Source organism: Ruegeria sp. C8, assembly GCF_056537565.1.
In genome coordinates, this window is record NZ_JBQFRV010000011.1 from 128205 (window position 1) to 147390 (window position 19186).

A 19186-nucleotide genomic window follows, 5' to 3' on the forward strand; every position below is an offset into this window, starting at 1 on the left:
CACCTGCAGCGGCGTGCGCGCCGCTGCCCCTAAACACCCTTCGAGGTAACCCATGACTTCGGCCTCCCCACCGACAGGAACCGGGGCGTTAGCCAAACGCGAGGCGCGTCTGGCCTGGACGCTGCTGGCTCCGACCATCATCAGTGTGTCGCTGGTTGTGATCCTGCCATTGCTGGCGATCTTCTGGATCAGCTTTAAACCCTTCACCCTGTCTGACCTGCGCCCGCCTGCTCCGGTCGTGCGTGAAAGCCTGCGCGGATCGGGTGATGATCTGCGGATCGAATACCGCCTACGCAACTCTAGTCAGGATATTGCGATCGATGGCGTGACAGTCCGGGATGTCCTACCCGACGGCGTCACGCCACTCGGCGACGTTGCAGCCCCCTGTGTGTTGAACGGGCAAGAGCTGTTCTGCGACTTTGGTACGCTGGAAGGTGGCCAACGCGAGCGCATTCGCGTTCCCGTTGCGGTCGATGGCGACCCGGACGCTTTCGAAGATCTGGTTGAAGGGTCTGAACCAACAGTCACCGGCAGCGGCCCCAGCGTGCTGACAAACTTCGAGTTCAGCCTGGAGAACTTCGCCCGCGTGTTTGACGGCGACGAGTTCTGGGGCGTGCTTTGGGTCACACTTTTCTACACCGTCTTCGGCACCATTGGCGCGCTGGTCATGGGCCTGTTCGCGGCCTTGCTGCTGAACAAGAGCTTCCAGGGGCAGGGGTTCATCCGGGGTCTTTACCTGTTCCCCTACGTGGCGCCCGTCATTGCCGTGGCCTTTACCTGGGTCACGCTGTTTGATCCGTTCTCAGGCTCGGCTAATGCGCTGCTGGTGCAGATGGGGCTGAGCAGCGAGCCGATCAACTTCTTCGGGGAACGCCCACTGGCGTTGATCATGGTCACCGTGTTCGAAATCTGGCGCTACTTCCCGCTGTCCTTCCTGTTCATTCTGGCGCGGATGCAGTCCATCGACTCCAGCATGTACGAAGCGGCGGATATGGATGGGGCCTCACCGTTCCAGAAGTTCTGGCTGCTGAGCATCCCGCAATTGCTGGGCATCCTGTCGGTCCTGTTCCTTCTGCGCTTCATTTGGACGTTCAACAAGTTCGACGACATCTTCCTGCTGACCGGAGGCAACGCAGGCACCCGCACGCTGACGGTTAACGTCTATGAACAGGCCTTTGCTGTGTCGAACATTGGGGCAGGCGCGGCCGTGGCCGTGGTGATCCTGCTTTGTCTGATCGCCTTCAGCTTTGTCTTCTTCAAATTCATCAGCCGTGAGGAGGGTCTGTGATGCGCCAAGGATATATCACTGGCCCGATCCTGGGCGCGCTGTGGCTGGTGGTGATCGCCACCACCATTGCGGTCACCATGTCCTTCGCCACGGGCGCGGCCTTCCGTCCCCAAGTTCTGCTGAGCCTGATCTGGGGCGCGTTGGCTGGTCTGGCATATGTCCGCTTTCCCGCTCGTCATGCCTCGGCGCGTCCGGGCGTGTCGGCCCTGTTGGGTCTGACCTGCCTGACCGGTTTTGGCCCGGTTCTGATCGGCTCGGACACAACTCTGCTGGCTTTATCGGTCACCGTGGTTTCGATTGCCGTGGTCATGCATCTGTCGATGGCTGAAATCCTGAAAGAGCTGCCCTTTGGCGAACTGACCCGCCACGAGTTCGAAGACGCCGTGATCAGGTTTTGCACTGGTTTCGGCTATATCTTCTTCACGGCCATCGTGGTCATCCCCTTCTATGTGATGGTGATGACCAGCCTGAAATCGCAGCAGGCGCTGTTGCAGAACCCGCTAGATTTCTCGCTGGATCTGGATCAGGGCTGGGCATTGTTCCGCAGCTATACGGAACTGTTCCGCGACTTCAATTTCGGCTCGTACCTTTGGACGTCTTTCTATGTCTCGGTGCTGACGGTTTTCATCACGCTGGCCTTCAGCATTCCGGGGGCCTACGCAGTCGCACGGTTCCGGTTCAAAGGGCAAAAGGCGTTCTCGCGCTCGATCCTGCTGATCTACATGGTGCCGATGATCGTTCTAGCGCTGCCGATCTATATCGCGTTCTCGCTGACCGGCCTGCGTAACTCGATCCTGGGCATCGTCATGATCTACCCGGTCACCACGATCCCGGTCGCGCTGTACATGCTGCAGGGGTATTTCCGTGGTCTCCCGACCGAGGTCGAAGAGGCCGGCTTGATGGATGGTCTCTCGCGCTTGGCGGTGATCTGGAAGATCACCCTGCCGCTCAGCCTGCCGGCTCTGGCTTCGGTGTCGCTCTATGTCTTCATGATCGCCTGGAACGAATTCCTTCTGGCTTTCATGCTGCTGGACGATCCCTCGAAATTCACTCTAACCCGAGGCGTCACAATGCTGAACTCTTCGGAAATCCCTCGCCAACACCTCATGGCTGGCGCAGTGATTGCCACTGTTCCAATCATGGCCCTGTTCCTGGGGCTTGAACGTTTCATGACCAAAGGCCTGACAGCAGGCTCGGTCAAAGGATGACAGAAATGAACCACTTTACTTCGCCGACAGAGTCAGCACGCAATATCCTGATCGCCAATGATCGGGGTGGCTATACGATCCCGACCAGCGGGCTCTATCCCTACCAATGGAACTGGGACAGCGCGATCGCTGCGCTGGGCTTTGCCGAGTTCGATATCGACCGCGCCTGGACCGAGCTTGAGACGCTGTTCTCAGGCCAGTGGGAGGACGGCATGGTTCCCCACATCCTGTTCCACAAAACGGATCCGGGCTATTTCCCCGGGCCGGATGTCTGGGGCGGCATCGGGCCGATTGCCTCCTCTGGCGTAACCCAGCCACCGTTGGCGGCTACCATGGCCCGGCGGGTATGGGAGAAAGACCGCGCGGCTGGTGAAGCCCGCCTCCGCGCCCTGTTCCCCGCTATGCTAGCCTGGCATCGGTGGTTCATGACATGGCGTCTCGATGACCACGGCGCGGTCTGCACCACCCACCCTTGGGAGGCTGGGCGTGACAATGCACCGGACTGGGACGACGCAATGGCGAGTATTGATGCCTCAGACGTGGGCGAATACCAGCGTCGCGACACGAGCCACGTGAACAGCGCCGACCGGCCCACCAAATACGACTATGACCGCTACATCAAACTTGTCCAGATTGGGCGTGAAGCGGGCTGGGATCAGCAGCAATTGCTTGAGAAGAACCCTTTCCGCGTCGCCGATCCGACGATGAGTTTCACAACCCTGCGCGCGGCCCGCGATCTGCTGGCGATCAGCGAGGAATTGGGGATCAGGGCCGAAGGCCTCGGTGAAGACGTAGACCGGCTTGAGGCAGGCGCAAAGTCACTGTGGAACGAGGCTTTGGGCACCTTTGATTCACGAAATGCGCATACGGGCAAATGGGCTGAAAGCGTCTCAAATGCAAGCTATCTGTGCTGGTATGCAGGCATTGAGTCCCAGCAAATGTTGGACCGATTGAAAACTGTTTTGACCACGGTCCCGCACCCGATCCCTAGCTATGATCACAAATCGCCCAAGTTTGACGAACGCCGATATTGGCGTGGGCCAACATGGGCATTCATGAACATGCTGACGGGGTTCGGTCTGAAGGATATGGGCCACGGGGTTGAGGCCGAAGCACTGCGCCTGAAAACCGGTCGTCTGATCGCAGGCCACGGATTTGCCGAATATTACGACCCGATTACCGGCAGTCCTGCCGGGGGCAACTCTTTCACATGGACCGCTGCCGTCTGGCTGCATTGGGCAGGGAGGAACTGATGGGCAGCATAGAGCTCAATTCCGTCGAAAAATGGTTCGGCGAAGTGCAAGTGATCAAAGGCATCGACCTAAAGATCAAAGAGGGTGAGTTCGTCGTCTTCGTTGGCCCGTCGGGCTGTGGTAAATCGACCCTGTTGCGGATGATCGGTGGGCTCGAGGACATCTCGCGCGGGTCTCTTTTGATCAATGGGGATGATGTCACCGACAATCCGCCCTCTAAGCGCGGGCTGACCATGGTGTTCCAGTCCTACGCTCTTTATCCTCACCTGACGGTAGCCGAAAACATGGGGTTCTCGCTGAAAGTGGCGGGCGTATCCAAGGGTGAAATCGCCGAACGCGTGGGTAAAGCCGCCGAGGTACTCAAGCTGGAACCTTATTTGGAGCGCAAACCTAAAGACCTGTCCGGCGGCCAGCGTCAGCGCGTTGCAATCGGTCGGTCAATTGTGCGTGATCCCACCGCATTCTTGTTCGATGAGCCGCTATCCAACCTAGACGCCGCTCTTAGGGTCGAGATGCGGTATGAGATTGCCAAGCTTCACCAGAGCCTGAACCGCACCATGATCTATGTGACTCATGATCAGGTCGAAGCGATGACACTGGCTGATCGTATCGTGGTGCTGGAATTCGGCAAGATTGCACAGGTCGGGACCCCACGCGAACTATACGAACGCCCCGCCAACTTGTTCGTGGCGCAGTTCATCGGCAGTCCGAAAATGAACGTCATTCCCTGCACTGTTTCCGGCGATCAGTTCCAGCTGGAGAACGGTGGAGGCGGCCCGTTTGATCGGACTGGTACCGCTACGATGCTGGGCATCCGTCCGGAACATATAAGTGTGGTCGAACCCGGCTCGGGTCACAGCGACGGCAAGGTCGAGGTGGTCGAGTATCTTGGCGCAGACATGTTCGTCATCGTCGATTGCGGGTTTGAGGAGAAGGTGACGGTTCGCCTTGGCGGGGACACGCAGATCAAAGCCGGAGCGCAAATCGGCTTGTATTTTGCACCCGAGAAACTGCAATTTTTCGACGCGGCAGGGCAGACGATTAGCCCAGATGAACGGGTGTGACACTTTTGAGATGTTTGGGGATGTGTCGCAAGCTTCTGGAATGGCCAGAGCCAGCGACTCACTGGACACCCTATCCTGAGATCTTGGCAAATAGCCGAAAACCAGCCGGCGTGGAGCTAGAGAAATGCCGCTTCCAGTAATGTTGGCGATCTCAATACTGTCCATTGCAGCCGAGGCAGATCTGAACGACTTGAACGCGCATATGTGCAGTCTGTTGCACTTGATGAAGCGATGATCCTGCTCGATCAAGTTTTCAAGAAATTTGACCTGACTGTTTGGATTTTGACTGAGCAACGAAGCCGACTAAGGATTTTGTTCGCTTTTCTAATGCGCGTGAATAGCGATCATCGGCGTGTCTTGAGAACCTACCTATTGAGAGTGGCGCGGTCCACCGGCCGCCGCGTTCAGCCATGATATCTTCGAAGTCACGATTGGACACCGTGTACCGCAGATAGAACTATGGCGTGCAAAACTGCAACCTTGGGGAATGACAGCCTTTCGACGAGTTCATGCCAAAACCTGTTCGAAAATTTTTCGATCAGTACAAACCTAAGATCACGAAGGCTCGTCGACAAGACTCGAAAGATTGCAACACATCCGTTCTGGTTCAGTGAACAGGAAAGTGACAAGGACGTTGCCTCCTTCAAGGACTGGCTGCTCGGACAGACGCAGAAGCTACCGCCAGCGGTCCCTCGATTTGCCAAACCTGTTAAGGACGTTGCGTGTGATCTGTTCGACTTGGTCGTCCTGCCGGATCAGGCCCGCGACCCATTCGCAGGTCGCAGCGGTGAATATCTCGCCCTTGCCACGCGGCCACGAGATGATCATTCCGTTGCCGCGTTTGCAGGCGTCCAAGGTTTCGGGCGTGACCTCTCCGAAGAGCACCTGCGCTTTGAACGCCGCATCCGCTGACCCGATGTAGAGCGTTTCACCCCAAATACCGTGATCGGCCTCGATATTGGTTGCGAGCCCCATTGCGAGGATGTCGATCTCCGGCACGGCACCATCCGTGCAGGTCGGAAAGGGCAACCCATCCTCGAAACAGTAGTCCAGCCCGTCAACCTCGTAGCCGAAAATCCGCGATCGCGCGCCCAGCACGTCCCCATAACCGAGCCCGGCTCCGTCAAAGGCCCAATGATCGGACCGGTAAATCGTAAAGCCACCCGTACCGCCGCCAACACAGTTGCCAAGTCCGGCATAGACGCCGCGCAGGGCGTTAACCCCGAAGGTCAACGCGCCGGGACGGTTCATTGGGTTTACCTCGAACGCACCCGTGACAAGGTGCTCTTGATCAGTCCCCATCAAAGGGTCCTGATCTGCGATATACTTGTAGCAGACCTGTGTGCGGCCTTCGTCCTCGATCCGGGTCTGCCACAGGAAATTCCCGGCAAACCGCGCGACATGCCCCCCGGAATCGACATAGGCATCGACAGCATCGCGCATATCCGCGCTCCAGTATTCATCGTGGCCAACGAAAACGGCACAGGCATAGCGGTTCAGAAGAGGAGGGTCGCGGTGCAGATCGTGCTGTGTGACCACGTCGAATGCATATCCCTCAGCCTCGGCCCAACGGGCGAAATGACGTTCATAGCTTGCCCAGCCCGCCGAAGCGTATTTCTTGGAATAGCCATAGGCATAGGCCCACTCCATATAGGGATAGCGTACCATCTCGCCGGGCTTGGTCGGCTGTTCGCGCAGCGCACGCGGTGCGCCCTCGGGCAGTTTGCAGAACCCGCGCGTCCATGGCCTCTGTGTGGAGACGATGGGTGAAAATGCATCGCTATTCGGCCCTGTGATACCCTCATAGTGATTGGACCCGCCCCAGCAATTATAGGCCAGCCAGGTGCCCGTTGCACAAACCAGAACATAGGGCGGTGGCGCAGCATCTGGCGCGGTTCTGATTAGAATGACATGGTGTTCCTCAACCACATCATCGCCCTTCCGAGCGCGAAATTTGACCAGATAACCGCCGGGTGCCCAATCATCGGGGATGGTGAAGGCATGGGTCTCGGGCCAGCCGCAGCCCTTGACCGAGCAATCCCGGGGCGTTGGATGATGCGCCCCCGGAAGACCGCTCTTGGTCAGTAGTGGCTCATAGAGCTGCCCGTCGCGGCCGATCTCAAGCTCCCATTCCGCTGCCGTGGTGGACACGTGCAGTGCAACGCGGTCCCCGGGGGAATAGCTCATTTCGGGGGTGTAGCCCCAGATTTCCAGAACCGCCTCGTCACGCGCCGGGCCGACATAGTAGTTATCAAGGATATGGCGCGCCTTTGCACGGGTGCGCGGCGCGGTCGCTGGTCCGGGGTGGTCCTGTGTCATATGTCTACTCCGGCAAATACTTCTCTGACCAGCTTTCGGCAGCTGCGCTGCTTTCGATCATGTGCTCGATTTCCTCGTTCGTATAGCCTAGCCGTGCGAGGATTTCGCGCGTGTCCTGCCCGTATTTCGGAGCAGGTCCGGGGATCGTGATCGAGGCTTTCTCGGGCCGCACCGCATTGGGCGCGACAAGGTCGACCCACCTCCCCATCGGATGCTGATTATGGCGCACCGCGCGGAAAGTCGCCGTGGATATGTCGATCCTACCGTCGCTTTCGAACTGCAGGCCTGCGTCGCGCGTGTCATGGAGGGAACCAAGAGGCGTGATACCCACCGAGCCGGCGGCAAAGACGTGCATCCAGTCTGTCACCGGTTTTTGCGCAAACCGCTCGGCAAGGGCGGCTTCCAATTCGGTGTCATCCTTTCCGACGAGATCGGACAGATCAGGCACCCGTTTAAGGGCCGCTTCCCGCTCTGTCGGGGCAGCAAAGAACATCCAGCCATCGGCGGCGGCATAACAGCGATAGAACGGCCCCCAACCTCGCACCTCGCGTCCTGAAGGCTCGTCGAACGCTGGACGCCCTTCGAAATCATACATGAATTGCGCCTGGATCATTTCACCTGCAGCGGCCAGTGAGGCGCGGGCAACACCACCTTTGCCGGTCACCCTTAACCGTTCCAGCGCCGCTCCGAGAGCCACGCAGGCACAATGCCCGGTCAGCGCGTCGATCGTGCCGAAATGAGCGTGCTCCTCGGGTGTCTTAGGGCCACCACCAAAGCGGGTCATCACACCTGTCGCGGCTTGCGCGAGGTCGTCATAGCCAAGGTGATCCGATTTCGGCCCCCGACGCGGTCCGCCCCACGCATCAAGCTGCACCATAATGAGCTGCGGATTGAGTTCCTTCAGTCGCGCTTCGCTCAGGCCCAGTGCATCACGTTGCTGATCGGTGCCGTTCGTGGTTATCACGTCGGCCCGCGCCACCATTCGCCATAGCGCCTCTTGCCCCTGTTCCGAGCGCAGATCGAGCAACACGCTTTTCTTGCCTCGCTGCGCATGCAGCCCGAACACCACCGCGTTCCACGGATCGACCGAAGGCTGCACGGGCTGTACCAGCGTGACCTGCGCCCCGAACCGAACCAGTGTAGACCCGATGGTCGGTCCGGCAATAACGTTGGTCAGATCCAGCACCTTCAGCCTGTCAAGCCAGAGGCCTTCGCCATCGCCGCCCATGGGTTTTCGCGGCGTCTCTGCAAGAACGCCGCTCAGCGCATCCCGAAAATCGTCCCGCTGTGGCCCAGCGGTTTTATCCATTGCGCCTGGATCATCGGCCAGCCAAGCGACGTTGCCCATCTGCCGCATCTGACCGTGGCGGGGATCGTCAAACGCGACCACCAGCCCCGAGGTCAACGCATGGGGGTCGGCCAGCCATTCGGCCGTGCTGCGTTGCGCTGTGGCCGGAGCCTTAGCCGCTCCGAAAAGTTCTTCCCATTCATGCGCAGGACGGGTCAGGAAGGCTGCTTTCATAGCATCAGCCAGTCGCCTGCGATCACCTACCCCCACCGGATAGCTGCGCAAAGCCCATTCCGCGGGCCAATCCGCCTGATCGACATAGACATCAAAATCCGGCAATTCCTTCAACAGATCGCCAAGACCGAGAACCTCCAGCACTCTTTGGGGATGGTTCACGATCGAGCAGGATACGATGTAAAACCCTCGTCCATCGGCACAGTTATAGGTGCGGTAGAACGGATCAAGAAATTCGGAGAGCTCGGCAAAGCTCAGGTTGTTGGGCAGGCCTTCGCGCGCGCGCCGCTCCAACTCCAACTCACGCGGAGATTTGTAGCGCTCGGGGTAGCCCTCGATCTGTTCGCAATTGTAAACCAGCCCCTCCAGCAGGGCAGACGCAAGCGGTACTTCGATGTGGTCGCCTCCCGTCCGGGGCCGCGCGGCCAACGCAAATAGGACCGACATCGCGCCGAATGCGGCACCATAGGCCGAGGCCAGTCCCAGCGGGGTAAAGGAAGGGTTGATCCCCATCAGCCGACGGTTCAACCCCATGTCGGTAAATTGCCCAGTGCGCGCCGCGATCACCGCTTCCCAGGCTGCCATCCCGGCGAGCTCGGGATCGGTTGACGCAAAACCGGGCAACGAAAGCGAGACGATGTCGGCGTTCACATGCCTGAGCGCCTCCGGCCCAAGCCCCAGCCGCTCCATCACGCCGGGACGGAAGTTCTCGATCACCACGTCAGCGCGGCGAACCAGATCTAGCGCCGTATTGCGTCCGTCGGCTGTCTTGAGATCAAGCGCGAGCGCACGCTTGCCACGCGATAACATGTCGAAAGCGGGGTCCTGCCACCTGGGTCCACCTGGCGGATCAATGCGGATCACCTCGGCCCCGAGATCGGCCAGCATCATCCCGACCAACGGTCCGGCCAGAAAATGCCCAAAATCAAGGACACGAATGTGGGAAAGCGGGCGGTTCTGCATGGTTACTGGATCCTGTTCCGACGGTTTACCCCCACAAATCTATGAAATTGTCTGGGCGTGTTTCATATTCATCCTGCCAAAAATGAGATCTATTCTGCCAATGCATCCCTTCCACGTCTCTGTTTTCCTGTGCAATGCCTTTTCCAATATGGTGCTTGCATGCCTGCTTGAACCGTTGCGGGTGGTGCGCGATCAAACCGGTGCAGATATCCGCTGGAATATCCTGACGGATGGCGACCGTACCGTAAGCAGTTCCAGCGGTCTGAGCGTTTCGCCGGACATGTCGATTGTAGACTCGCCCAAACCTGATCTGGTCATTATCATAGGTGGCGACGCCTTTCGCGACACCAAAGGCGTGACCGCCGCCCGCAGTCTTGGACAATTTATGCAGAGCGCAACGGTGATTGCAGCCGATACCGGTGCTTGGGTGTTGGCGCGGGGCGGGTTTCTGAACGCTCGGAATGCCACGTTGCACTGGCAGCTTCTTGAGGAATTCGCCGAGGAGTTTCCCGAGGTCAACGTCCTTCCCGATCGCCATGTGCAAGACGACCGTTTCTGGACATGCGGCAGCGCGGCGGCGGCGATTGATCTGATGTTGAAATTCATTCGAGAGCGGTTTGGCGCCTCGGTCGCATTTGATGCCGGTGCAATGTTCCTACACGATAACGCCCGACGGCACGGCGCCTCATATCCCGATCAGGCATTGTCGCAAGCGGTGTCCCCGAAGCTCAAACGTGTCGTTGTGCTCATGTCCGAAACGCTCGAAACGGCGCTGTCTATCCCCGCCCTAGCGGAACAGGCACACATATCTGAACGGTCCTTGCGCCGTCCGTTCTGGGCAGAATTGCAGACGACGCCTGGGCGATACTACTTACTGCTTCGCCTGGCCCGCGCCCGCGAGTTGCTTAGACATAGCGACCTCTCACTCGATCAAATCGCTTTGCGTTGCGGTTTTGCGAGTTCGACCACCCTGACACGCAGCCTGCGCAAGAATTTCGTAACCGATCCGCTTCAGGATCGCCGGGCGAATCTGTGACTATTTCAACCTAAGCTTTGCGAAAATTGCCCTGCAAAAGGCAAGCAACAAATTTTCGGGCTTTGCTGAGCATTGCTTACACTAATCGAAGTGTTCAAAAACGGCCGTTGGGACGATCCCCACGAACCGCAGGGCATTGTCTCTAACCTGCTGTTATAGAGGTCTGTGGTGAAGCCCAGAGGCCCTTAAAGCAGACTTTGAAGCAAACTGTTGTATCCGTCGCGAAGGACGGAAAGTGGCAGTTCGCGCTACTTCATGCCGTACCACATTCAGTACCAAAAAGCTGTCGTCGTTTGATTTAAGGAAAAACGAAACCCTCATTGAATCTGCGAAAAACGTTGATTTCCCAAATTTTCGCGCTTACGGGCGGCTCGCCCTGTTGCACCACAGCACCGTCTTTCAAAACCACAAGGTGATCTTTCAGTTTATGCGCTTCATCCCGATCGTAGGTGAAGAAGATTATGGTTTTGCGCAACTCGTCTTACAACTCTAGCAGCAGATCCTGCATATCCGTGCGGATCAACGGATCCAGCGCCGAGAATGCCTCGTCCAATAGCACAATGTCCGAGTTTGAAATCCATGCATGTGCAATGCCCACGCGTTGTAGCGTCCCGCTAGAAAATTGTGCAGGATAACGCGCCTCATACCCCTTAAGCCCCGCGCGCGCCAACCATTTGCGCGCCCGATCCTCGCAGGTTTGTTAGTCGACATCCTGAATTTGCTATGCCATCGCGGCGTTTTGCAGGACCGTGCCATGGGGCAGCAGGGCGAATTTCTGGAACACCATCGACATCTTCTTTTGTTGCAAACGGCGCAGGTCCGCGGCGAACGGCTATGTTGCGTCTTCGCCATCCAACAGGATCTCGCCCGTTGTGGGTTCGATCAGGCGATTCAGGTGGCGGATCAGTGTCGATTTGTCCGACCCGGACAGGCCCATGAGCACGGTCGTTTCGCCAGCCTGCATATCAACATGGATATCCCGTAGTCCGAGCACGTGCTTGCGGTCGGTCAGAAGGTCGGCCTTGCCCAAACCGGCGCGACCAGGAGCGGTACCAAGACCGACCAAGGCAGAGCGAAAAAAAGGTGGTGCGTTCCGTCAAGTGCCCAGCTGAGCTGTTGGGTCCGCGGATCCAACACCAATTTCAACCCGTCTCGCATCGAAAGAATCAAGTCTTCGATCTCCATGGTCATATCCCGAGTTTGGGCAATCGCTGCATAGCTGTAATGTAGGTTGTCGAGCGACGGGAAGGGGAGCATTTCACTATTTGCGTCCACTTGATCGCCGTCCTATTTGGGCCAACATCTGCGCCATCGAAATCGGCTCGCCTTCTGTATTGGCGTGGCACCAGTCGCGCAGACCAAGTGCGTCGAAAAGCTTGTCATAGAAGGCCATGCGCCCCTCTTGTCTTGGGAAAGGCCTCGCCTTCTACACGGCGAGGTAGTAAGTGTCCGCAGGGGGTTACTTCAACAGCGCGGACAGCTTGCCACGTGCTTCGTCCCTGAGCGAATGCGACCATGTATCGTGATAGTTGATCAAGAAATGGCCGCGGCCCGTTCATAGGACGCGTTGTTTTCATCCTGCCAGGCCAGCACTATCTGGTCGTTGGTAAACGACATCAGCTTGAGGAACTCGACCACCGCGGGTTCGCGCTCCAGGAGGCTGGGGGCAATGCCGGGCACGACCTTGGCGGTGGGACGGGCGGGGCAGTATAGGCGTGGCGCATTCGGGGTCCCCGTTGCAGGAATGCGCGCTCTGATCGAAGGGCGTGGTTTCCACCTGCACCATCGGGTATTTGCCCAGCACCGAAGTTGGCGCCCAGTAGTAACCGAACCAGGGTTCCTTTGCGGCAAATGCCGCAGCGATGGCGGTGGCCAAGGTTTCGCCCGATCCGTGCTGGAACCGGTCAATCCCGTGGCCGGCCATATCCACTGCCTTGGCATTAATCGGGTTCACCGCATCTCACGCCCAACCGGCGGGGCAATCATGGAACTGCCCTCCGACCAGTTGCGGGTGGCCAAGATACCTTCCGGCGTTTTCAATTCGGGATGAGCTTCGGCCAGATAGACGAGGATCCACCAGGCCTCGACGCCGCCATCGGCCAGAACATGGCTAAGCTCGACCAGCAATCCTTTACGGCGCAACTCTTCATAGACCGGCGAGGACTTTGTCCAGAGTTCCGTAAGGATGCCCGGCTCATCGGTTTCCGCAATCGAAGCCATCGCCGGGTTGGTCGAGGATGGTACCGTGTTCACCGTGCAGCCCTAGCCGGTTTCGAGCAGGAACTTGGCAACCGACGTCACAACCGCCGACGAGGCTCAATCCATTTCGGTGATCGACACCTCGTCACAGTCGGCAAAGTCGGACGAGGTCCCAGAGCGGTAAAAAGGGTGGGTGCGGCAAGCATTCTCTTGAAGGTCATTTCGGTCTCCCAGTTATTCGTATCCGGAGGGGCGCAGCGCGGTTTTCCACGCCCTGGGTTGATCCGGTGGCATTCAGGATTGCGCACATTTTAATTCGCAAGATACGTTTTCGCCGCGACCTGAACCTGATCCGTCATATTTTGCAGGTTTCTTGTTCTCCGCCGTCAAAATGGAAAACCTCGCCAGGATTTCCTGACGAGGCGAGAATCGGGAAGCAAATCAGGTCTGGCTTACAGCAGGTCTCTGGCCGTGACGCTTAGGGCTGCGACAAGTGATTTCGGTGGAGTTTTGCACGCATCGATCAAGCGTTTCGCGATCGTTTACCCGCGCGGGTCGTTGATCGCGTCGACCGCCAAAAACGTGTCGACAAGATAGTATCAAAGCGACAACGCCCCGTTGTCAACAGCCCGGTGCACGACCTCGTGGTGGCCCGCCGACAAGCCCACGATTTGGAGCTTGGTGGCATTCTGACCCGACCAGAACCATGGCTTGGCTTTATGGGATGCGCGGCGCCCGAGAATCGTTGCATCAGCCAAATAGTGTTGATTTGCTAGATGCAACGCGCGGAAATGGACCGAGGTCGCCTGCGACAAAATGCGAACCGCCGCTTCCAACAAGGTCACGGGCAGGCCCAGCTTGACCTGCACCCCTGCGGCTTCAAGCTCCAATTAGCCCCGACCGACTACCAGCGCATTGCTCCCCAACTACGCGCGGAACGCAAACGCCTTGGCATCTGCCAAATCGCGCATCGTCAACACGCTGTTCAGGCTCCCCCCTAAGGCATCTGGCAAGCACGGCGGACGTGAACCAGTTGACGGCACAAGATGATCATCGAAGACGGAGCCGTCTGTTTCGGTGCGCACCTGCCTGTTGAACCCGTGTATTTCAACGATACGGCAGCCTGTACGTTGAGTGATGTCATTCTCGCCGCGATAAGCTGCAGGCCGCAGAAACAACCGCTCGCGCGCCATCTCGCCCAGAAGATAGGCCTTGGACAGCGGATGGCGTTGATAGGGCGGCTCGCGCTCCTATCCAATAGGTGTGATCGGCCCTACATGCCCACGCTTGCGCAAGTTAGCGCAGTCCGAAAACCCGGCCTGCCCGGTGCCAATAGCCAAAACGTGGTTCATCAACTAACGCAAACCTGAAATGGCTTTCTGCATCGCCAGGATCAACGCGTCGCGTTTCGCTGACAGCTCGGCGAGGCTTTGCCCGCGTGCCTCGTCGCGCACGCCTTCGATCAAGGTGCGCGAAACATCCTCATCCAGACGCACCTGTCCCAGATCATCCCACCAGCTGTTGAAAGTGTCGGTGAAATGGTCGCAAAACGCCTGAAGCCCGCCTGCGCCCGCGCCCAGGTTGAAAAGCATGGTTGGCCCCATCGCGGCCCAACGCAGGCCGGGTCCTGCCCAGACTGCCTTGTCCACGTCTTCGACGCTCGCCACGCCTTCGACCACCAATGAAATCGCTTCGCGCCAGATTGCGGCTTGCAAGCGGTTCGCGACGTGGCCGTTCTTTTCCTTGTTCACCCGGATGGTAACCTTTCCCACTGCTTCGTAAAACCGTTCGGCCCCGTCCACTGCCGCCGGGTCGGTCAGGTCATTGCCCAGGATTTCCACCAACGGGATCAGGTGGGGCGGATTGAACGGGTGCCCCAGCACGAAGCGTGCGGGATCTTTCCAGCCTCCCTGCATCTGGCTCAGCATCAGGCCCGAGGCGGAACTGGCGACAATGGCCTGCGGGTCCAGAACTGGCTCGATCTCGGCAAAGGTGGCGTGTTTGATGGGCAGGCGTTCAGGCACATTTTCCTGGATGAACGCGGCTCCGGCGACTGCCTTGGCGGCACTGTCGTGAAAGCTGATTGCGTCAGGAGCGCCGTTCTCGGTCAGCCCCAGCTCGGTCAGGGTTGGCCAGGCCATCTCGACATAGTCGCGCACATGCTTTTCCACCTCCGACGCCGGATCGAACACCGCAACCGAACGTCCAGAAGCCAAGAAAAGCGCCGCCCAGCTGGCCCCGATGACACCACCACCAAGGCAGGCCGTATGTGCAAATTCCATCAGAACAATCCCGGGTTGAGGGGCGAGGCAGCAGTCATGCCGCCATCGACCGTGAAACATTCGCCAGACACGTAGGCCGACTGATCCGAGGCCAGCCAACTTACCATGTTGGCAATGTCGGCGGGTTCCCCGAACCGGCCCACCGGGTGGCGGGCCAATGCGTCGGCTATGGCTTTCTCAGGGTCTTTTGCCAGGGCAAACCCGTCCTCGGCCATCTCCGTCATGATCCAGCCCGGGCGGATCGCGTTGCAGCGTACTTTGGGCCCGTGATCAACGGCAATCGAGCGGGTCAGCCCGTGAACAAATGCCTTGGACGCATTGTAAAGCGCCATGCTTGGGTCCGCGACCATGCCGGAGATTGACCCAATATTGATGATGTTGCCGCCATGTTCGGCCATATCCAACAAGGCCAAGCGGCACATGTTGAACACGCCTTTGCAGTTCACGTTCATCACCAGATCCCAATCGTCATCATCGCTGTCGGCCACGGTTTTTTCGACCTGAACGCCGGCGTTGTTGACCAACAAGGTGACGCGACCGAATGCGTTGTTTGCGGCTTTGATCAGCATCGCCGCATCGCCGGTTTTCGACACATCCGCCATGACCCAAACTACCGCTTCCGGCATGTCCTCAGGCCGGGCACCGCGTCCGCATGTGACAACATCAAAACCGTCTGCCAACAGCCGGTCCACAATAGCCCGGCCAATCCCCCGGCTTCCGCCGGTGATAATCGCGCAATTATCCATGGGCGATCATCACATGTCTGACGGCGGTGTAGGCATCGAGTGCAAAGACGCTCATATCACAGCCTGTTCCCGAAGATTTCATCGCTGCCCAGGGCATCTCCGGGGTAGCGACGCCGTGGATATTTACCCAGGTAAATCCGTAACGCAGTTTCGCCGACATCCGCATCACCCGCCCGGTATTGTTGGTCCAAACCGACGAAGCCAGCCCGAACGGCCCGGCATTGGCAACCCGCAGCGCTTCGTCCTCGTCGCTGAACCGCGAGATCGTAACGACGGGGCCGAAGATCTCGTTGCAGAACACTTCCGCATCATGGGGCACATTCGCGAGCACTGTGGGTTCATAGAAGAAGCCTGGGCCGTCGATCATCCTACCACCGGCGACAACCTCGCAAGTATCCCGCGCGCGGTCGACAAAACCGGCCACGGTGTCGCGTTGTCCGGCCGAGATGATCGGGCCCATTTCCGTGCCCTCAGCCTTTTGCGCCCCAACCTTGATCTGCCCAATCTGATCGAGCACAGCGGCGACCACCGTGTCATAGACTGCATCCTGCACCAGCAGGCGGCAGGGTTGCGCGCAATCCTGACCGGCGTTGAAGAACGAGCCATAGCGAACGGTTTCCGCCACCGCGTCGATATCGGCGTCGTCAAAGACGATCACGGGGGCCTTGCCGCCCAGCTCCAAATGCACGTGGCGAATCTGACGAGAGGCCGCTTTCATCGCCTCGACCCCGGTCGCATTGGACCCGGTGATCGAAATCGCCTCGGTGCGCGGGTCGTTGATCATCTGGCTGCCGATCTCGCGGCCCGAACCGTGTAGAACGTTCACGACGCCTTTGGGGGCGATGTCTGCAATCAGCTCGGCGGCCTTCAATGTGGAAAGTGGCGTGAGCTGAGAGGGTTTCAGCGTCACGGGACAGCCCGCCGCCAATGGCGCAGCCAGCTTCCAGGCGGCCATCATCAAAGGGTAGTTCCATGGGGCAATCGCCGCCACCGGTCCAACCGGATCTTTGCGGATCATGCTAGTGTGACCAGCTACGTATTCGCCCGCCGTCACCCCGGTCATAGTGCGCGCGGCACCGGCGAAAAAGCGGAAGGTGTCCAGCGTCAGTGGGGTTTCATCGTTCAGCGCCGAGGGCCAGGGCTTGCCTGCGTCCAGACTTTCCAACTCGGCCAACTCCTCGATATTGGCTTGGAGGACATCGGCGATATTTGTCAGCAGTTGCGACCGTTCCGCCGGGCTGGTCTGCCCGAACGTGTCAAACGCCTCATGCGCACCGGCGGCCGCGGCGTCTGCTTGTTCCGAGGTCGCGGCATTGATGGTGCAAATCTCTTCTCCGGTTGCCGGGTTCAGGACAGGGATCGCTGCCCCGCCTCCTTCAACAAGCTCGCCATTGATCAACATCTTTGTCTGCATGTGCTCCCCTCCTTAGAATGCGACCTGATCGCCGCCTTTCAGACCCAGACGCGCGCGCGCCTCGGCGGGGGTGGCAACCTGAAGCCCCAAATTTTCGACGATTTCCCGAATTTTGCGAACCTGCTGGGCGCTGGACACAGCTTTCTCTCCGGGTCCGATGTATAGGCTGTCTTCCATACCCACCCGCACGTTCCCCCCCAGCAAAGCGCTTTGCGTGGTGAACGGCATCTGGTGGCGACCGGCGGCCAGAACCGACCATTCATAGTCATCGCCAAACAGTTTGTTGGCAATGGTGTGCATGTGCATCAGGTTGTCCAGATCAGCCCCAACCCCGCCCAAGATCCCAAAAACCATCTGCACGAAAATCGGCCCTTCGATCCAACCCTGATCAATGATCCACGCAAGGTTATAAAGGTGGCCCAGGTCATAACATTCGAACTCGAAACGCGTACCGTGCACCTGACCGAGTTCCTTGAGGCAGTATTCGATATCCGCGAAGGTGTTGCGGAATATGAAATCGCGGGTCATGTCCAGGAATTCGGGCTCCCAGTCATGCGTCCAGTTTGAATACTTGTCTTTCATCGGGAAGATACCGAAGTTCATCGACCCGATATTCATGCTTGCCATTTCCGGGCTGGCGACCGTTGCGGCGCGCAGGCGTTCTTCACGAGACATGCCCAACCCACCGCCCGTAGAGACATTCATGACCGCATCTGTCGCCTGCTTGATGCGCGGCAGGAATTCCATGAACAGGTCGGGGTTCGGGTCGGGCTTGCCGGTTTCCGGGTCGCGCGCATGCAGGTGGATGATCGAGGCACCGGCCTCGGCGGCCTCGATGCTGGCGGTTGCGATCTCGCTGGGAGTTATCGGCAGGTGCTCCGACATGGTAGGGGTGTGAATGCCACCTGTAGGGGCGCAGGTGATGATGACGGGCTTGGTCATGTTGTTGGCTCCGCGAAGGTCTTAGGGACAACGAAGAGGCGGCGTTGGTTCTCTGGTACGCCCCAGATCGGCTTTCGCCAAGCCATCTCTCCAAACGCGAAGAGAGGCATCCAAGCGGCGACCTCCGGCTCTTGTGAACGCAACGCTTCTGACATCACAGTCTCATCTGCTGGACTTGCGCAGACAGTCCGCCGTCCAGAACCCAAAGTTGACCGCTCGCATAGCGGGCCTCGTCCGAGGCGAGCCAGTTGACAAGGTTCGCGATATCCTCGGGTGTGCCATAGGTGCGCATCGGGTGTACGTCGCGCACAGCCTGTTGCAGCTCATTAATCGATTTGCCTCCGCCGCCGGACCCGTCGCCGGTAAAGAAACTTTGCAGCATTGGTGTGTCGATATAGCCCGGGCAGATCGCGTTTACGCGGATGCCCTCAGGGCCGTGGTCACAAGCCATGGCGCGGGTCAGCGCATGCACCGCGCCCTTGGTGGCACAATAAGCCGCAAGGCCGGGATCGGCGATGAACCCGTCGTAGCTACCAAAATTGATGATGCTGGCCGAAACGCCGGTTTTCGCCGCCGCGCGCATCAGGGGCAAGGCGTATTTCGATGTCAGGAAGGTTCCGGTGCAGTTTACAGCGAAGCTCTGGTTCCATTCCTCAAGCGTGGTGTCTTCGATGGTCTTCTCGATCTCAATCCCGGCGGCGTTCACCAGAATATCGAGCTTGCCTCCGTCAGCCTCGATCCTCGCCATCGCAGCTTTTACCGCAGCCTCGTCTGCCACGTTCATCGCAACAAAGCGGCTGCCATTATCGTCATGTTTGGTCAATGATCCTTGTGGTGTCAGATCGGCGGTATAGACAATAGCACCTTCGCGCAGAAAGCGCGCGACGATGGCCCGACCAATCCCTCCACGACCACCAGTTACGAGGGCGATTTTTCCCTGTAGTTTCATA

General features: G+C 58.7%; 16 protein-coding genes and 2 pseudogenes. 5 read left to right on the forward strand and 13 right to left on the reverse strand.

Annotation, left to right across the window (positions count from 1 at the left end):
* Window positions 1-52: 52 nt before the first annotated feature.
* Genes ACR0KL_RS15355 through ACR0KL_RS15370 form a run of 4 tightly spaced genes read left to right on the forward strand, consistent with a single transcriptional unit; the run spans window position 53 to window position 4813 of the window.
* Window positions 53-1288: a carbohydrate ABC transporter permease gene (locus ACR0KL_RS15355; protein WP_170680069.1), complete on the forward strand. Its 1236-nt coding sequence runs from the start codon at window positions 53-55 to the stop codon at window positions 1286-1288.
* Window positions 1288-2496, forward strand: a complete 1209-nt coding sequence (locus ACR0KL_RS15360; RefSeq protein WP_170680068.1) for a carbohydrate ABC transporter permease — start codon at window positions 1288-1290, stop codon at window positions 2494-2496. Before ACR0KL_RS15355 ends, ACR0KL_RS15360 begins: the two co-directional genes overlap by 1 nt.
* 5 nt (window positions 2497-2501) lie before the next feature.
* Window positions 2502-3749 (forward strand): MGH1-like glycoside hydrolase domain-containing protein, encoded by a 1248-nt coding sequence (locus tag ACR0KL_RS15365; RefSeq protein ID WP_480555253.1) that lies wholly within the window; start codon window positions 2502-2504, stop codon window positions 3747-3749.
* Window positions 3749-4813 carry an ABC transporter ATP-binding protein gene (locus ACR0KL_RS15370; RefSeq protein WP_170680066.1) on the forward strand — a complete coding sequence of 355 codons (1065 nt, stop codon included), beginning with the start codon at window positions 3749-3751 and terminating at the stop codon, window positions 4811-4813. Before ACR0KL_RS15365 ends, ACR0KL_RS15370 begins: the two co-directional genes overlap by 1 nt.
* A gap of 675 nt (window positions 4814-5488) precedes the next feature.
* Here the strand turns inward: ACR0KL_RS15370 and ACR0KL_RS15375 are convergent.
* Both ACR0KL_RS15375 and ACR0KL_RS15380 read right to left on the reverse strand, forming a co-directional pair.
* Entirely contained in the window at window positions 5489-7132 is a 1644-nt protein-coding gene (locus tag ACR0KL_RS15375; protein ID WP_170680065.1) for a N,N-dimethylformamidase beta subunit family domain-containing protein, read from the reverse strand.
* A 4-nt stretch (window positions 7133-7136) separates the two neighbouring features.
* On the reverse strand, window positions 7137-9617 hold the full coding sequence (locus ACR0KL_RS15380) for a CoA transferase (protein WP_480777222.1): 2481 nt from the start codon (window positions 9615-9617) through the stop codon (window positions 7137-7139).
* A gap of 82 nt (window positions 9618-9699) precedes the next feature.
* Between ACR0KL_RS15380 and ACR0KL_RS15385 the strand changes: the two genes are divergently transcribed.
* Window positions 9700-10653 (forward strand): helix-turn-helix domain-containing protein, encoded by a 954-nt coding sequence (locus ACR0KL_RS15385; RefSeq protein WP_170680063.1) that lies wholly within the window; start codon window positions 9700-9702, stop codon window positions 10651-10653.
* Between the two features lie 367 nt (window positions 10654-11020).
* Here the strand turns inward: ACR0KL_RS15385 and ACR0KL_RS15390 are convergent.
* The 11 genes and pseudogenes from ACR0KL_RS15390 to ACR0KL_RS15440 all read right to left on the reverse strand — a co-directional run.
* A pseudogene (locus tag ACR0KL_RS15390) lies at window positions 11021-11692 on the reverse strand (ATP-binding cassette domain-containing protein); the annotation flags it as partial.
* A gap of 222 nt (window positions 11693-11914) precedes the next feature.
* Window positions 11915-12046 (reverse strand): hypothetical protein, encoded by a 132-nt coding sequence (locus tag ACR0KL_RS15395; RefSeq protein ID WP_480555257.1) that lies wholly within the window; start codon window positions 12044-12046, stop codon window positions 11915-11917.
* Window positions 12047-12186: 140 nt separating this feature from the next.
* On the reverse strand, window positions 12187-12333 hold the full coding sequence (locus ACR0KL_RS15400; RefSeq protein WP_480777232.1) for a hypothetical protein: 147 nt from the start codon (window positions 12331-12333) through the stop codon (window positions 12187-12189).
* 109 nt (window positions 12334-12442) lie between these two features.
* Window positions 12443-12577 (reverse strand): annotated as a pseudogene (locus tag ACR0KL_RS15405) (glycine betaine ABC transporter substrate-binding protein); the annotation flags it as partial.
* A gap of 26 nt (window positions 12578-12603) precedes the next feature.
* Complete coding sequence (locus tag ACR0KL_RS15410; RefSeq protein ID WP_480555261.1) at window positions 12604-12906, reverse strand: hypothetical protein; 303 nt, start codon at window positions 12904-12906, stop codon at window positions 12604-12606.
* A gap of 545 nt (window positions 12907-13451) precedes the next feature.
* The gene (locus ACR0KL_RS15415; protein ID WP_480555263.1) at window positions 13452-13742 is read right to left on the reverse strand and encodes an oxidoreductase C-terminal domain-containing protein; all 291 of its coding nucleotides are present in this window, start codon (window positions 13740-13742) and stop codon (window positions 13452-13454) included.
* A 465-nt stretch (window positions 13743-14207) separates the two neighbouring features.
* Window positions 14208-15134 carry a 3-hydroxyacyl-CoA dehydrogenase NAD-binding domain-containing protein gene (locus tag ACR0KL_RS15420; protein WP_170680062.1) on the reverse strand — a complete coding sequence of 309 codons (927 nt, stop codon included), beginning with the start codon at window positions 15132-15134 and terminating at the stop codon, window positions 14208-14210.
* Window positions 15134-15880: an SDR family NAD(P)-dependent oxidoreductase gene (locus tag ACR0KL_RS15425; protein WP_480777223.1), complete on the reverse strand. Its 747-nt coding sequence runs from the start codon at window positions 15878-15880 to the stop codon at window positions 15134-15136. Before ACR0KL_RS15425 ends, ACR0KL_RS15420 begins: the two co-directional genes overlap by 1 nt.
* Window positions 15873-17294: an aminobutyraldehyde dehydrogenase gene (locus tag ACR0KL_RS15430; protein WP_480777224.1), complete on the reverse strand. Its 1422-nt coding sequence runs from the start codon at window positions 17292-17294 to the stop codon at window positions 15873-15875. Before ACR0KL_RS15430 ends, ACR0KL_RS15425 begins: the two co-directional genes overlap by 8 nt.
* A gap of 12 nt (window positions 17295-17306) precedes the next feature.
* Complete coding sequence (kce, locus tag ACR0KL_RS15435; RefSeq protein ID WP_480777225.1) at window positions 17307-18236, reverse strand: 3,5-dioxohexanoate:acetyl-CoA acetone transferase; 930 nt, start codon at window positions 18234-18236, stop codon at window positions 17307-17309.
* A 154-nt stretch (window positions 18237-18390) separates the two neighbouring features.
* Entirely contained in the window at window positions 18391-19185 is a 795-nt protein-coding gene (locus ACR0KL_RS15440) for an SDR family NAD(P)-dependent oxidoreductase (protein WP_480777226.1), read from the reverse strand.
* Window position 19186 lies beyond the last annotated feature (1 nt).